This window comes from Bacteroides sp. 1_1_30 (assembly GCF_020982715.1).
Classification (GTDB): domain Bacteria; phylum Bacteroidota; class Bacteroidia; order Bacteroidales; family Bacteroidaceae; genus Bacteroides; species Bacteroides xylanisolvens.
Window position 1 is genome coordinate 28,567 of record NZ_JAJKHN010000039.1, and the last position, 15,591, is coordinate 44,157.

Sequence of the window (15,591 nt, forward strand, 5' to 3'; positions counted from 1 at the left end):
ATAATCAGTTTATTTTTTCTTTTAATTCGTTCAATGTGTTTGCTACTTCGTAATAGGTTGAGAATGGTTGCCGTGCAAAACCTTTATCCTCCAACGTGTGGAGTGCTTTCAATAGTTCGTCATAGAAACCATATTCATTGTAGAAGATGACCTTTTTCCGGTGATAACCGATAGAAGCAGCGGCTATTACATGGAAGATCTCATCGAGCGTACCAACGCCTCCGGGTAGTGCGACTAGCACCTCCGACTTCTCCGTTATGATATCTTTGCGGTCACTCAAATTGCGGGTGTGAATTTCTTCGTCTAACAGAGTGCTTACTTTGCCGTTCTCCTCCAGTTTGGCGGGAACAACTCCGATGACCTTGCCGCCGTTTTCTTTCACGGCGCGGGCGATACATTCCATCAGTCCGAGGCTGGCACCTCCATATATCAAGGTTTTGCCTTTCTGCCCCATCCATTCTCCTATTTGGCGGGCACTTTCGAAGTACACTTTGTCAATGTTTTCGGAAGCGGAACAGAATATTCCTATCTTTTCCATATACGTTGTTGCTGTTATAGTCCACAAATATCTGCAATTTTCTATAAACAGCAATAAGTTTTATTGTATTTTTGCGGCATTAATTCAATAAGGAAGTAGAAAACAATGCATTGCAACGAATATACATTGCCAAATGGCTTACGTATTATCCATGAACCGACCCTCTCAAAAGTAGCTTATTGTGGTTTTGCGATCGATGCCGGAACGCGCGATGAGGCGGAGAATGAGCAGGGAATGGCCCATTTTGTAGAACACCTGATTTTTAAGGGAACGGAGAAGCGGAAAGCCTGGCATATCCTCAACCGGATGGAGAATGTGGGGGGCGACCTGAATGCTTACACTAATAAGGAAGAAACGGTGGTCTATGCCGCTTTCCTGAAAGAACATCTGGAACGGGCGCTTGAACTGTTGGGGGATATTGTATTTCATTCAACTTTTCCGCAGCATGAAATAGAAAAAGAAACGGAGGTCATTATCGATGAAATCCAGTCGTATGAAGATACTCCGTCGGAACTGATCTTCGATGATTTTGAAGATATGATCTTCCGCAATCATCCATTGGGAAGAAACATTCTTGGTAAACCGGAACTGCTGCGGAGTTTTCGCACAGAGGATGTTCTATCGTTTACCCGCCGGTTTTACCAACCGGGGAATATGGTGTTTTTTGTTCAGGGACAATATGATTTCAAGAAAATCATCCGCTTGGTAGAAAAATACCTTTCGGATATTCCTGATGTAAGAGTAGAGAATCGTCGCACACCTCCGCCTCTTTATATGCCGGAACATTTGACGGTTTCTAGAGACACACACCAGGCACATGTAATGATGGGTAGCCGTGGCTATAATGCGTATGACGACAAACGCACGGCTCTCTATTTATTGAACAATGTCCTCGGAGGTCCCGGAATGAATAGCAAACTCAATGTATCCCTTCGTGAGCGTAGAGGACTGGTTTATAATGTCGAATCCAATCTGACCTCTTACACGGATACAGGGGCTTTCTGTATTTATTTCGGGACGGATGTGGATGACATGGATACCTGTTTGAAACTGACCTATAAGGAACTGAAGCGGATGCGTGATGTGAAAATGACTTCCTCCCAATTGGCAGCAGCGAAAAAGCAGTTGATCGGACAAATCGGAGTGGCATCTGATAACTTTGAGAATAATGCATTGGGAATGGCGAAAACATACCTTCATTATCATAAATATGAATCATCCGAGCTTGTTTTTAAGCGTATTGAAGAGTTAACGGCAGAGCAACTACTGGAGGTTGCCAATGAAATGTTTGCAGAAGAGTATTTATCAACGCTGATTTATAAGTAGCTTTTTGATACTGCTGCGATATACTGACAATTAATAAACTGTTAATATTAAACTGACCATGAGAAACTTAACACGAAATTTCTGGATTTGCCTGGGTCTGATAATGTTTCCCCTTACAACATTCGGGCAGCAGAAGAACAATTTTACCTATGTGCCCGCCCAAGAGCTTTTATTGGTAGGAAAAGCGACTACCGAAGGTGAATATTTCCATCGGGTAGATACAGCAAAGTATTGTACGATGCCTCCCGCAGTAAAGAAGCTATTCACCAACTCTGCAGGTTTGGCTATTTCCTTCACAACGAACAGTCCGGTGATAAAAGCTAAATGGACTGTTCCTGACAATTACCAACTGCCAAACTTGACCAGAATAGCCCAAAAAGGCTTGGATTTGTATATCAAACGGGATGGGAAATGGCAATTTGCCGGAGTAGGGATGCCGGGTGGCGTGACTACGGAAAGAGTGATTGTCGATAATATGGGAACCGAAGAGAAAGAATGTTTGTTGTATCTGCCCTTATACGATGAGTTGAAGAGTCTGGAGATAGGCGTCTCTTCTGATGCTCACATATATAAAGGAGAAAATCCGTTCAAAAAGAAAATAGTAGTCTACGGATCCAGCATTTTGCAGGGAGCTTCTGCCAGCCGTCCGGGTATGGCCTATCCGGCCCGCTTATCCCGTAGCAGTGGATATAATTTCATTAATTTGGGATTGAGTGGTAATGGAAAAATGGAGAAAGAAGTTGCCGGGATGTTAGCGAATATTGATGCAGACGCTTTTATCTTGGATTGTATTCCCAATCCTTCTCCAAAAGAGATTACCGAACGGGCTGTAGGCTTTGTAATGACCTTGCGGGAGAAACATCCGGATACACCTATTATTATCATACAGACATTGATACGCGAAACGGGAAACTTTAATCAGAAAGCCCGTGAGAATGTAAAGCAACAGAATGAGGCTATCGCCGAGCAAGTAGAAGTACTGCGTAAAAAAGGCGTAAAGAACCTGTATTTCATTAAAGAAGACCGTTTCTTGGGAACAGATCACGAGGGAACCATCGACGGAACTCATCCGAACGATTTGGGATTCGACCGGATGCTAAAGAAGTATAAACCTGCTATCAGCAAGATTCTGAAAATTAAGTTTAGAGACGAATAACGGAAAGAAATAAGAAGAAATAAAGGTCAATTCATGGGGGTGAATTGACCTTTTTTCTTTTGCAAATGTGTTAAGTTGTTCCTGAAAACAAGAAGCCCACTACTTCTTTAATAAGATGTTTCGAATGACTTATAGAGAAGATCATTCCAAATCTCTCAATCCTTTTTCCTCCAAATAATGAATAAGTTCTTGTGGACGGTCTGTTTGTATCATTGTTGCTTTATGCTTTAACATCCAACCCCAATGTTTATCTTTACTTTCCAATAGAGCATTCTCATCATCATGTCCGCCACATAGACTATCCCATAAAGTATTCATCCATACCCGACTACCTGATTTAGCGATTTCATCTATTATTTTTAGATTCGGATTTGCATCATCTTTGAAGCATAGTTCGTAAGCAATTGGGGTAAAGTTTTTGATAAAAGTTTGTATAGTGGCAACTGCTTCTTTATCCCATAAATTAACGATAGGCATATAAAGCATGCTTTCATTGGAGCCATACTCTTTTTTCACTTTCTCTACAGGATAGTATCCTTTGATGATGACCTGTTTCTCCATTCCACATTCCTGGATGATAGGCATAATTTCTTTTATGTAAGTACCTCCTTTGTCTATATTGACAAGAATACGGCCTTTACAGACATTTAATGCTTCTTTCAGTGTGGGGATTGGTTGGCGGGTTTTGATTCCGTTGCCGCTGCGTAGGACGAACTTTTTCAGTTCCTCGGTCGTATAATCTTTTATCGGTCCCTTTCCCGTAGAAGTACGGTCGAGAGTTTCGTCGTGCATACAAATAAAGTTGCCATCTTTAGTCGGTTGTATGTCAAGTTCTATCATATCAACTTTCATTGCAATTGCTTTTTCGATACTTTGCAGGGAGTTTTCCGGCGCATTGCGCCAGTCTCCTCTATGAGCGATAACAAAGATATACTTCGATTCATTATCATGTAGATTTTTCAAAAGTTTATCAGTTCTTGTTTGTGCGCTGATGGAAAATGCGGTTAGCAGAATAGGTAGTAAGAAAAAAAGTTTTTTCGTCATAACTTAATAGAATTCATTAATGATGATAAAAGTCACCCGGGGCATCGCCCCGGGTACTCGCTATTATTTGACAGTAATGCGGCGAATCAGGTAATTGACGGCGCCTGCCACATACATTGTTTTACAGTCCTCCGTAATTATGATTTCATACGGTTGGTTGAAGGTAGCCTTCAGTCCTTTTCCGTCGGAGAAACCTGCTTTCCCAGAACCAGCGATGGTTTCCAGCGTTCCTTTCGAGTAGTCTCCATTTGCGTCAGGAGTTAGTTTGCGGATGCAGTTGTACGTGTTATCCGAAAGATACAGGCATCCATCTGAACCGGCGGCTACCCCGAAAGTAGCACCCACTTTTGCACTAAGCGGATTACCGGGTTCTCCGTCATAATACTCTTGTCCTTTTACTCCGTCTCCTGCAATTGTTTTTTGCGTGCCATCTGGACTGATTTGAATCAACACATACCCATTAGAAGTACCAACAATCATATTCTTGTTTTTGTCGAACACAATATAGTTGGGAGATACGTTAAGAGTGGCGAAAGTTGTTTTTGTACCTGAAGGTGTGAATTTATAAATCGCCTTATTGTCGCGTGCCGATACATATATGTTATCTTCATCATCGAATGTAACATTCATTGGACTCTTCATTTCGGATGCTATGGTTGAAACAGACATACTGCCGGTTTCTATTTTCCGTAACATTCCTTTTCCTTTGTCGATGAAATAATAGTTTCCTTTCGAATCGAATCCACCTTGCCAGATAGCACTGCTACCGTCTACTGCCACATCGAGGAGTGAAGTGACCAGGAAGTCCGGAGAGATACGTCGTATATAGTTGTATCCTCGTTCTGTAAACCATAAACTGCCATCCGGAGCAAAAGCGATACCAGTGGGAAGCTTGGTTGTGGCTTCCGTACCGACTCCGTCTGTCATTTCGAATACTCCCTTCTGTCCAACGATTGTTTGAACGATATATTCCTGATCCGGTGTTTTTAGATAATTGAGCTCGAGGCCTGTCAATTCACCCGAGGGGGATTTGACGCGGATGGAATATTTTCCCGGAGCCATTTCAGGTAATATTATTTTCAGTTCGTCCTTGAAGGCTTCTATAACGGTTGCCTGCTGGTCGTTGATGAAAACAGCATTTTCTTCCGGCACCGTGCTGAAATTACGTCCCAGTATTGTAGCTATTTCACCGGAATAAACATTGGTGGGTTTCACGAGGACCAGCCTAAGCTCTGTCACTGACGCTTTGTAGTCATTATCATTGCAGGCTACAAACAATGATAAGAGTGGGCAGGCGAGCAGTAGTATGTATATCTTTCTCATAGTCTTTTATTTATTTACTGTTATGGTACGAATCAAATGGTTTTGCTCATCAGCGATATATACTTTATCCGAAACCAGTACGCTTGCAGGGCAATTGAATGTAGCTGTCAGGGCAGAACCATCAATTTTACCTTTCGTTCCCGGAATACCGGCTATTGTTTTTAATGTTCCTTTCGTATAGTCGCCTTCTGCATCCGGTGTTAGCGTACGTATGGTATGCATTGTATAATCGGTGATATAAAGTACCTCATCCGGGCCGAATGCAATGCCGAATGTTGCCCCCATGGTTGCTTTTGACAGGTCGTTCTGTTCACCATCAGAATAAGTCGCAGCAGTGGGTACTACGCCAGTTCCGAATACAGTTTTTAGTGTACCGTCCGTATCGAACATATGCAGCTGATAAGTACCGCCGGTACCTACAAAGATTCTTCCCTTCTTATCTACCGCCATACAATTGGGACCGGCTTTGAGTGAAGACATATCGTAGTTAGTTACAGTACCGCCAGACGTTATTTTCTTTACTGCCTTATTATCGCGGTCCGCAATATACATATTACCGTTACTATCAAAAGTGATGCTCATCGGACTTTTAAAGGTTGTTTCGGTGGAGAACACAGAGCAAGTGCCTTCCTGTGTAATCTTAATAATATTATTCAAAGCTTTATTGGCTACATAATATATGCCCGAGAGATCGAAACCACCTTGCCAGGGAGCATTAAATGTAACGGTGCCACTTTTGGCAACAGTTGAAACATTATATTCCTGATCCATTTTTCTGATGACGTTATTTCCTCTTTCGGCAATCCATATGTCACCATTGGGTGCGAGAGCTAGTCCCTGCGGGAATTTGAAAGAGGCAGCCGTTCCCTTACCGTCAGTAGAGGTAGTTGCGGAGTTACCTGCTACTGTTGCAACTGTGTAAGATAAATCTTCGTAGGTGAAACTTAGATTCTCTACCGTTTTATCTGCGACAGTAACTTTGACTGGATAGGTACCGGAAGGATTCTCCGGAGCAATAATGGTTAGCGTTGTTGCGGTTACAACTTTTACGGTTGCCTGCTTTCCGTTTATAGAAACCATGTTCTCTTCGATCGTTGTTCCAAATCCTTCTCCTGAAATCACCACTTCCTCTCCGGCTTTTCCACGTGCGGGGGTTAGAGAAGAGGTCGTTAATGTCACTGTGTGAAGGTAAGTAAACAGGGGGCTTTCAGTTTCTTTAGTACCAATTCTCACACGGATAGGGTAACTGCCTTCCTCGGTGTCGGGAATGATAATTTTGAGTTGGCTGGAAGTCGCCTCTTTAACTTCAGCAGTCACTCCGTTGATTGTCACCTGATTTTCTGATACCACTGTGCTGAAACACTGACCGATCAGTGTCACTAAATCTCCTGCATAGGCAGAGGAGGGCATAACCTGTAATACAGCAAGTTCAGGTGGAGCTTGAGGTGTTGCATAAGTAAATTTGAGTCCTTCTACAACTTCCCCTTTCACACTAACTTTGATTGAATAAGTACCTTCCGGATTATTGGGAAGAGCAATCACTAAACGATTCTGGGTTGCATCGATAATTTCCGCTTGTACTCCGTTAATAAATACCTCATTATCAATTGCTGTTTCAGAAAAATGAACTCCTGAAATAATTGCGGTACCTCCTGTCGATCCAGCTTTCGGAATAATGGAAATGAGTTTCGGAGGAAATTGTCGGGAATCGGATTCGTCCGATTCCGAACATCCACAGAACAAGTTGCAACAAAATAGGATAGATAAAATAAATATTGAGTTCTTCATACTTTCTGCTTTTTAAGGTTCATTGACTGTTACCATCCACGTATTTACGACAGGTCGCTCCTGTCCATCAGAAGGCCGGTTCCGTATTTGGAATATATCCGCTATCGGATGTCGTATAAGCATTTGGGTAGAACCGCCACCATCCAGGTTCACAGCCCATGAGCATCCTAATGCTTTCATTATTGAACCCATTTCCGGATAAGTAAGTCCGTATGAGTAGAACTCTACACGTCCGTCAGCCACCATGAAGTAGACATGACCATCATCTGAATATCCAAGACAAGTACGCGGATCGATACCTGGATAAGTCGCGCCGGATATTTCTCCATCCCGTAGCACGATAACTCCGCTCCCGGTCACTTCTTTGAGGTTGTACTGCATACCACGATACTCCACAGAGTCGGCAATTACCATTTTGTTGTCTTTCGTCAGCGCGATAAAACTCAAAGCTTGTTGGGGAAGTGTTTCTTTAAAGATGAATGAGTTTTTTAAGATCACTCCATTGCGATGAATGGGCCCCCTGATATCCATTGTACTGACATCCCAAAAATCAGCATTAATCATGGCAGCTACCCGGTGCCACGGACGGTCGGCGTAATCTGCCATTTCTGTTAGTGTCTGCCGCTGGAAGTTGTTGCGTACATCCGCATCATACGGCATACCTACTTCTAATGAAACCCCTGGTTCATTCAAATCAATGTCGATTATAAATATATGAGTAGAGCGGCTGTCTGCCTTTTGAAAATGGACATCTGTTTCCGTAACTCCCAATGCAACAACAAAGCTGGTATCGGTATATACACGTGCCACTGTTTCACTACCCGCTAATAGTTTTTGACCGATTTTTGTTTGCGGGGTATAATGTACGTCTTCAATTGTATCGTTTGAGCAACTTAAGAAAGCCACTGGTAATACAAATGACAGAATCTGCATGTATTTTAATAAGTTCATCATTTTCATTGTTTTAGTTAGCCCAATATGAATTTTGATTTAAAAGTTTATTGAGAGACCTTTCTTTGGCAGGAATAGGTAATTTGTTATACTTGCGCTCAAAGCCGAGATCACTTTCCAGGCGGTTGAGGCGGACAAGGTCGAACCAACGGAAACCTTCTGCCAGTAGTTCCGTATGTCTCTCATTGAGAATTGCATCTATGAAGTCTTCTTCAGTGGCAGGGTGTACAGAAGGAAGACCACGAAAGTTCCGAAGCTCATTCAAACGGGTAAGCCCTTTGGAAAGTCCTTGTGCTTCAGCACTGATCAGGTACATTTCCCCCAAACGGGTAATAATGATCGGATCGGTAGTCACCTCTCCACCGGGATATTTATTAATGACTTCATTTGTTTCCTGCATATCAATTGATATGGCGGTTCGTTTATCATCCGGTTCGAACATATTCATCACTTTTGTCGTCGGCGCATATGTATAGCTACCTCCATTGGCAGAAGCACGTGAATAGAGGGAAGCACTCAAGTTTACGCTTGATTCATTGAGCAGATTGACAAATGAGAATATTTCTTCTCGGTTTGCTTTTCCACGGAAGATCTGGTCGAAGTCGGCAAGTGAGAAATTGGCATCACCTATCACTTCTTCAGCAAGTTTGGCAGCTTCAGTCATTTTGCCTTGTGCAAGTTTGGTTCTTGCCATTAAAGCCTTTGCCGCTTGTTTTGAGACGTAATACTTGTCGGAAAAAGTAGGAGCATAATCTATTGCTACCTGAAAATTCTTTTCTACAAAACTCCATCCTTCTGTTTCGGTAGATGCTGCGATGTCTCCCGAGAAAGGAGCTTCGAGAATGGGAACTTCTCCATAGCGGGTAACCAGGTGATAATAAATCAGACCACGGAAGAAACTGGCTACTCCCAGTATCTCGTTTCGTGACTGGCTGGCTGCTAATTTGTCAACTGCGACAATCAGTGAATTTACTTGGTAGAGAGCAGTATAAAATCCATCCCACGGTCCGCTGACGAAACCGCTTTCAGGGGTAACCAGGTCTTTTACCAATAATACCGGATCTTTCAGTCCTGTCGCTCCGCCGCGGACAAGATCTCCGCCGACAATGTCTTGTGTAAGATAACCATTGACTGTTGGTTTGTTTTGTATATAAAAGTAGAGTCCGGTAAGCAGTAATTGAGCATCCTCCTCGGTGAGGTTATCACTGGATACGGCATTATGCGGATATTGGTCCATTTCGTTGCAACTAGTGGCAAACACCAATAATACTGTTAATAACGATATAATAAAATTCTTCATATCTGTTAGAATTTAAGATTGACACCTATTGTAAACGTACGCGGTTGGGATGGGTAGAGATAATCATATCCCATATTGGTTGCAGAGAGGCTTACATTTACTTCCGGATCCAGATACGGCCACTTCGTTAATATGAAGAGGTTATCTGCCTGGAAATATATGCGTAGATTATCGATATGTATCCGGTTAATCCAACTTTTTGGGAGGGTATATCCAATAGAAGCTGTACGGCAACGGATATAAGATGCATCGTGTAACATTCGGGTATTGACAAACTTGGTTGAGTTCCACGTATAACCATAAATGGCACGCGGATTTTCGTTAGTACTGCCTGGTCCCGTCCAACGGGATTCTGCAGATGATTTCAGTATCGGCCATGTACCGTTACCCATTCGTAAACCTCCGGTCCACAGTTCATAGAGCTTGTTGCCTGACGAAAATGTAAAGAACAGGCTCAAGTCAACGCCTTTGTACTTGAATGTGTTATTGAAACCACCGGTGAACTTTGGATTAGCCGAGCCGACAAACTGTTTGTCGTTTTCGTCTATGACATCGTTACCATCCACATCTTCGTAAATACAGTCTCCTGCTCTTACGCCCTGATCGTAAATCTTGGCAGGAATTTCATCATCCGACTGGTAAATACCTTTCCACTTAATCATATAGAAGGACCCTATCGGTTCGCCGACTTTAAGGGCGTGCATCGAGCTGGTTGTCAATATCTCATTATTGTCGAGAAGCGCAGTCAGTTTATTTCTGATAAAGGAGATATTGAAATCTGAATGCCATGAGAATGAACCTTTGCTAAGGTTGGCTCCTAAGGTAAATTCGAGTCCTTTATTACGCATTGATCCGATATTACATACCTGGCTGGTATAACCCGATGTAGCAGGAGTTGGCTTTTGGTAAAGCAAGTCCTTGGTATCTTTGATAAATGCATCTGCTGTGAATGTGATCGCACCTCTGAAAAAAGAAAGGTCTACTCCGACGTCAGCTTGTTGGGCTTTTTCCCATTTAAGATCGCGGTTGCCTGCAGTAGTCAGTCCTAAACCGTTCTCACCGTTATAGTTGTACCCTCCACCGGCTAATGCTTGATAAGCATAAGAGCCGATACCTCCCTGATTACCGGTGCAACCCCAGCTTGCGCGGAACTTTACATCGGTTTGTGGATATTTCCACCAAGATTCTTCTCCCAAATTCCAACCGGCGCTGACAGACGGGAAATATCCGTAGCGATTGCTGGATATGAATTTGGAAGAACCGTCAGCACGCATGGTTCCCGTTAGTAAATAGCGGTTCTTGTAGTTCAGACTTAAACGGCCGAAGAATGATTGGAGCAGGAATGAAGAAAGTCCTGTACTTATATCCGAGTATTCGGCAGCAACAGAGTTGACGTCAAAAGAAGGAGAGGGAAATCCGATACCCGTTTGTGCGGCCGAGGAAGTTACATCCTTTTGTATAGAATGCCCCAGCATGACGTCCAGAGAGAAATCTTCTTCAAAGGAATGTTTATAAGTGAGCACGTTTTCCCATAAAGTACTCGCATAAGATTTTCGTCCGTCAATAAGCTTTCCTACTTTATTGCCATAGGGGTGATCGGCTGTGTAATAAATGTGTTCTTCCGTATAGTTGAAATCCTCTCCGAGTGTGGTTTTGAAGTTCAAGTCTTTCGTTATGTTAAACAGCATATAGAGTGAACCGAGGGCACGGTAATTATCGATATATACATCTTCTTCGTTAAGAGCCTGTATCGGGTTATGGTTGGCCAACTCCTGTCCTCCGACAGCATATTCTCCGTCGGGACGATAAGGGGAATCCCATGGACGTTGTTCGATGGCGCGGGTAATGACACTGGTTCCTATATTATAGCCGGTGGGAACGCGGTTATTACGCGAGTAACTTAAATTCAGGGCGGTTCCTACCTTGAGCCACTTTTTGATTTCCGTGTCCAGATTAACCTTCAAATTGTAACGTTTGAGCTGATTGTTGATAATTACACCTTCGTTGTGTTTGTAATTGGCGGACAAGTAATAATTCGTTTTATCTGTTCCGCCTGACACAGACGCGGTAGTCGTGTAGGTAACAGCCGTACGAAGTACCAGGTCGAGCCAGTTTGTCTGTGCTTTTCCCGGTGCAGGGTTATCGATACGTGCCTGCGTACTGTTGGTTTGCAGATTATAGTTGTCGATAGCTTCGTTCAGAACTTCCAGAAACAGATCAGTGTCGGTCATATCCAGTTTGTCTGTTCTGGTCAGGTTGGAGAAACTAACATTCGTGTCAATGTTTACTTTGGCCTGTCCCTTGCTTCCTTTTTTAGTTGTTATCAGGATAACACCATTTGTTGCACGTGAGCCATAAATAGCAGCGGAAGCTGCATCCTTCAAAATCTGTATAGATTCTACGTCGGAGGGATTGAAATCATTCAGACCGTTCATTGATTGTGCTCCCCAAGCACCAGTATCTCCTGACGTATTGTTGATAGGTACTCCGTCAATTACATATAGTGGTTCGTTACCTGCGGTAATTGAACCGATTCCACGGATACTGACCCGATTTTTACTTCCCGGTACACCGGATGCTGACGTTATATTCACTCCGGATACGCGTCCCTGCAACAGTTCGTCAACACCTAATACCTGGCGGACATTGACTTCTCCCGGTTTATAAGTTCCAATGGAAGAGGTAACATCCCGCTTGGTTTTGGAGCCATATCCGATGACGATAACTTCATCCATGACGTGTGCATCTTCTTCCAGCGCTATGTTGATTGTTGGTGAAGCACCGATGCGGATAGATTTCTTTTTGTATCCGATGTAGGATATTTCCAACGGCTTGGATAGGTCTGCTGTGACGGTGAAATTTCCTTCAACATCTGTAATTGTTCCGATGCCACCTTCCTGTATTACATTGGCTCCGATAATCGGTTCGCCTTTTCCATCTGTCACAGTACCTTTGATGGTTTTCTTTTCGTTTTTTTTCTGTTGTTGCACTTCTTGCTTCACTAATACTATGGTATTGTTATTAAGCGAATAAGAAACATTTAATGGAGTGAATACTTGTGACAGTACTTGATCAAGAGGCTTATTTTTACAGTTGACGGTCACTTTCGATTGGTCGTTGAGGACATTGTTCCGATAAACGAATGTATACCGGGTTTGTTTCTCGATCTCCTTTATGAATGTTTTCACCGTACCATTATTGATGTTTACCGACACATTTCCTTTTTGTGCCAATGCTCCTGTTGTGGATAGTAAAATCATTCCAGTGAGCAAAATGGTAAAGTTTCTAAAAATAAGGAGATTATGTCTCCTCTTTTTAAAGGAAAAAATTAACTTTGTGTAATTCATAGTTGATACTATTTTTTCATGTTTTAATGGATTAATTTTATCGACTTTCATACAACCAAAGGATTGGGCGATTCTTTGGTTGTTTTTCTTTAAATAGCTTATATTATATCTTTCATAGGCTCCTTTCTTTTGAGGTTAATAAATAATGATTTTATCTTTATGTATCTCATATTTGAATTTATACTGAAGGCTCAATGAATGGATAACATTCTGTATATTTTCATGGCGGAAAGAACCGGACAGTAAATCTTGTGCAATCTGTGGATATTTTAGTTCTATTTCTACTCCATACCACCGTTCTATTTGCTCTATAACATCAATTAAAGGCTCGGAGTCGAAAATTAGATAATCATTACACCAGCCTGTTTCTACATGCACATCAGCTTTTGTAATTTTGAGGGCTTTGTCTACACTGGAGTAGGTTGCTTTTTCACCGGGAGTAAGCGTATATTCGTGCGGGAGAGAGCCGCCGGATATTTTAATTTTTCCGGTAAGCAGAGAGGTTTCGATAACATCTTTCTTATATGTATTCACATTGAAAGAAGTTCCCAATACTTCGATCTGGAAGTCATTTACCATGACTCTGAAAGGACAGTCCGGGCTTTTGGCTACATCGAAGAAAGCTTCTCCTGATAGATGTACGAGTCGTTGTTCTGTATCATTGACGTCATATCTGATGGTAGTGGCACCATTCAGTTGCACTTTTGTTCCGTCCGGCAATATGATCTCTGATTTGCTGCCGGGTTTTACATTGGCAGTTATCATTTGTTGCGAACTTGGAGTATCGAATAAGGAATATATGCCGAAGGAAGAGGTGACGAGTAGAGCGATGACAGCGGCATATTTCGCAAATTGATACCAGCGTCTTCTCCAGATGATTTGATGAAGTTCCTTACGTATCTGCTTTTTCATCATGGGGGGCATCCCGATTTCCGGTGCAGAATCTTTTTCCATGTTTATCATGGTATTCCAAAGTTCTTCATCCGGTATGTGGTCAAGTTCTTTTTTGAACTCTCTCAAGTCAGAAGAAGGTAGTCCCTTCTCCATATATCGGCGGTATAAATCTTTAAAATGTGTAGCCATATTATAGGTGTTTCTATTGGTTATACGTGAATGGAATAAGAGAGTACTATGATTTCTTTGTGTTTTATAACATAAAAATCAGATAGAGATCTTTTTTGTGGGAGAAGATATTATTGCCTTCCCCTTGTGATGTGTTGCAGTGACGATATTATAAGAAGAAAATAAAGAGAATATTATATTTCATTATTTCGCTGCGAAGGATCTTCAGAGCGGAAGTCAGATAGTTCTTTACTGTTTGCTCGGAAAGCTCCAGTTGCTCGGCAATCTGTTTGACTGGAATATGTTTTTCTCTGCTTAGTTCATAAATCTCTCGTTCCCGTTGTGACAGAATATTCTTTGATTTCTTCAGTTGTTGCAGGAATTCATCATACAATAATAGGTCTTCTGGAGATACATCGCTCTCTTGGTTCTCGCAATACTCCATAAAGTCTTCGAATTGTAGTTCGTTGACTTGTTTGCGGAAATAATCGATTACCTGATGTTTGGCAATAGTGAAAATAAAGGCTTGCAGGTTGCCAAAGCTATTCAGTTGGCTACGGTTGTCCCATAGGCGTAAAAAGGTATCCTGAACAATATCTTGTGCCAGGGAACGATTTTTTAGTTGTTTAAGAACAAAGCTGTAAAGTCGGTCGGCGTAGGCTTCATAAATCTGGGTAAAAGCCTGGTAAGAGCCGTTGCGTAGTTCTTTTATGCACTGTATTTCGTCTATTTTCATCCTTTCTGTAATAGAAGTAGGTCAGGCAAATGTACTGAAATAATTTAGAAATAAACAAATCTATGTGAATAAATAAAGAGAAACCGATGTCCGGTAGTTGGCAGATGAATTTTATTTTGCAATCATATTACAATCATATATTGAGCTTTATTGTACCGTCTCTTGCTTTCCGCTAATTAATTTTGTATCTTTACTGTTTTTTACCCTTGCAAAGACAAGTGGTCATCTTATGCAGTGATAAATATCACTTTATAAGGTGATATTTGTTTTTCTATAAGGTGACTATTGTCCCGTTACAACTGGACAACTACCCGAGTGCATAAACTATGATAAATCTCTGCACTGAAAATCTTTATTCTCTGCACTGAAAAGTCTTAAATATAATAATAAGATTATGGCCTTTTACAATTTAAAGAAGAAGCCTGCCTTGACTACTAAGGAAGGAGAAACGGAAACAATGTATGCCGACATTGTCTACAGTGGAACGATTCCGGCAGAACGATTGATCCGTGGCGTTGCTAAGAGAACCGGATTTAAGGAAGGAGTGATAGAAGGTATCCTTATAGAACTGAAAGAGGATGTATTGCAATATCTGGGTGAAGGATACCGCGTTGAATTGGGAGAGTTCGGTTTCTTTTCAGCCAAAGTGAAAGCTTCCCGATTGGTAGCAAATAAGAATGATATTCGTTCTGAATCCGTAGCTTTCAACGGGGTGAATTTCCGTGCTTCCAAGAGTATGCGTGTAGGTATTCGCGGAGATTTGGAGCGCAGAAAGTGTGTCGATTTCAATACTTCGCGTAAGTGGGACAGGGAGAACCTGAAGAAACTCGTCCTGCAATATATCGGAGAGCATGGCTTCATCACAAGAACCACTTATACAGAACTTACCGGGCGTTTGAAGAATACTGCATTGGACGATCTTAAATCTTTTGCGGCCGAAGGCATTATCAAGCGGGAGGGACGGGGTAATCAGATGCATTTTATAGCACTGCCACGAAAGGAACCGGATGGCGAGTAGTG

12 protein-coding genes are annotated in these 15,591 nt (G+C 42.1%); 3 read left to right on the top strand and 9 right to left on the bottom strand.

Annotated features, from left to right (window positions below; translation table 11 throughout):
- Positions 1-4: 4 nt before the first annotated feature.
- Complete coding sequence (locus tag LPH68_RS13110) at positions 5-538, bottom strand: TIGR00730 family Rossman fold protein (protein ID WP_004313813.1); 534 nt, start codon at positions 536-538, stop codon at positions 5-7.
- A 105-nt stretch (positions 539-643) separates the two neighbouring features.
- On the opposite strand from LPH68_RS13110, the gene LPH68_RS13115 reads away from it, so the two are divergent.
- Positions 644-1,864 (top strand): pitrilysin family protein, encoded by a 1,221-nt coding sequence (locus LPH68_RS13115; RefSeq protein WP_009040953.1) that lies wholly within the window; start codon positions 644-646, stop codon positions 1,862-1,864.
- A gap of 58 nt (positions 1,865-1,922) precedes the next feature.
- On the top strand, positions 1,923-3,020 hold the full coding sequence (locus LPH68_RS13120; RefSeq protein ID WP_032851617.1) for an SGNH/GDSL hydrolase family protein: 1,098 nt from the start codon (positions 1,923-1,925) through the stop codon (positions 3,018-3,020).
- A gap of 141 nt (positions 3,021-3,161) precedes the next feature.
- On the opposite strand, the gene LPH68_RS13125 is transcribed toward LPH68_RS13120, so the two are convergent.
- From LPH68_RS13125 to LPH68_RS13160, 8 genes are all read right to left on the bottom strand, one after another.
- On the bottom strand, positions 3,162-4,064 hold the full coding sequence (locus LPH68_RS13125; protein ID WP_008641676.1) for a glycerophosphodiester phosphodiesterase family protein: 903 nt from the start codon (positions 4,062-4,064) through the stop codon (positions 3,162-3,164).
- A gap of 63 nt (positions 4,065-4,127) precedes the next feature.
- Positions 4,128-5,387, bottom strand: coding sequence for an IPT/TIG domain-containing protein (locus LPH68_RS13130; protein WP_004313817.1), 1,260 nt, complete (start codon positions 5,385-5,387; stop codon positions 4,128-4,130).
- 6 nt (positions 5,388-5,393) lie between these two features.
- Positions 5,394-7,175: an IPT/TIG domain-containing protein gene (locus tag LPH68_RS13135; protein ID WP_151923266.1), complete on the bottom strand. Its 1,782-nt coding sequence runs from the start codon at positions 7,173-7,175 to the stop codon at positions 5,394-5,396.
- 12 nt (positions 7,176-7,187) lie between these two features.
- A complete protein-coding gene (locus LPH68_RS13140) occupies positions 7,188-8,129 on the bottom strand; it encodes a phosphodiester glycosidase family protein (RefSeq protein WP_225473428.1) in 942 nt (313 codons plus the stop codon).
- Between the two features lie 10 nt (positions 8,130-8,139).
- Entirely contained in the window at positions 8,140-9,426 is a 1,287-nt protein-coding gene (locus LPH68_RS13145) for a RagB/SusD family nutrient uptake outer membrane protein (RefSeq protein ID WP_004313820.1), read from the bottom strand.
- 5 nt (positions 9,427-9,431) lie between these two features.
- Positions 9,432-12,686, bottom strand: coding sequence for a TonB-dependent receptor (locus tag LPH68_RS13150; protein WP_192923086.1), 3,255 nt, complete (start codon positions 12,684-12,686; stop codon positions 9,432-9,434).
- Positions 12,687-12,908: 222 nt separating this feature from the next.
- Positions 12,909-13,856, bottom strand: a complete 948-nt coding sequence (locus LPH68_RS13155; RefSeq protein WP_008023857.1) for a FecR family protein — start codon at positions 13,854-13,856, stop codon at positions 12,909-12,911.
- Positions 13,857-14,004: 148 nt separating this feature from the next.
- Positions 14,005-14,571 carry an RNA polymerase sigma factor gene (locus LPH68_RS13160; protein WP_008023858.1) on the bottom strand — a complete coding sequence of 189 codons (567 nt, stop codon included), beginning with the start codon at positions 14,569-14,571 and terminating at the stop codon, positions 14,005-14,007.
- 394 nt (positions 14,572-14,965) lie between these two features.
- Here LPH68_RS13160 and LPH68_RS13165 point away from each other — a divergent pair, with 394 nt between their 5' ends.
- Positions 14,966-15,589 (top strand): HU family DNA-binding protein, encoded by a 624-nt coding sequence (locus LPH68_RS13165; protein ID WP_008023859.1) that lies wholly within the window; start codon positions 14,966-14,968, stop codon positions 15,587-15,589.
- The last annotated feature ends 2 nt before the right edge of the window (positions 15,590-15,591 follow it).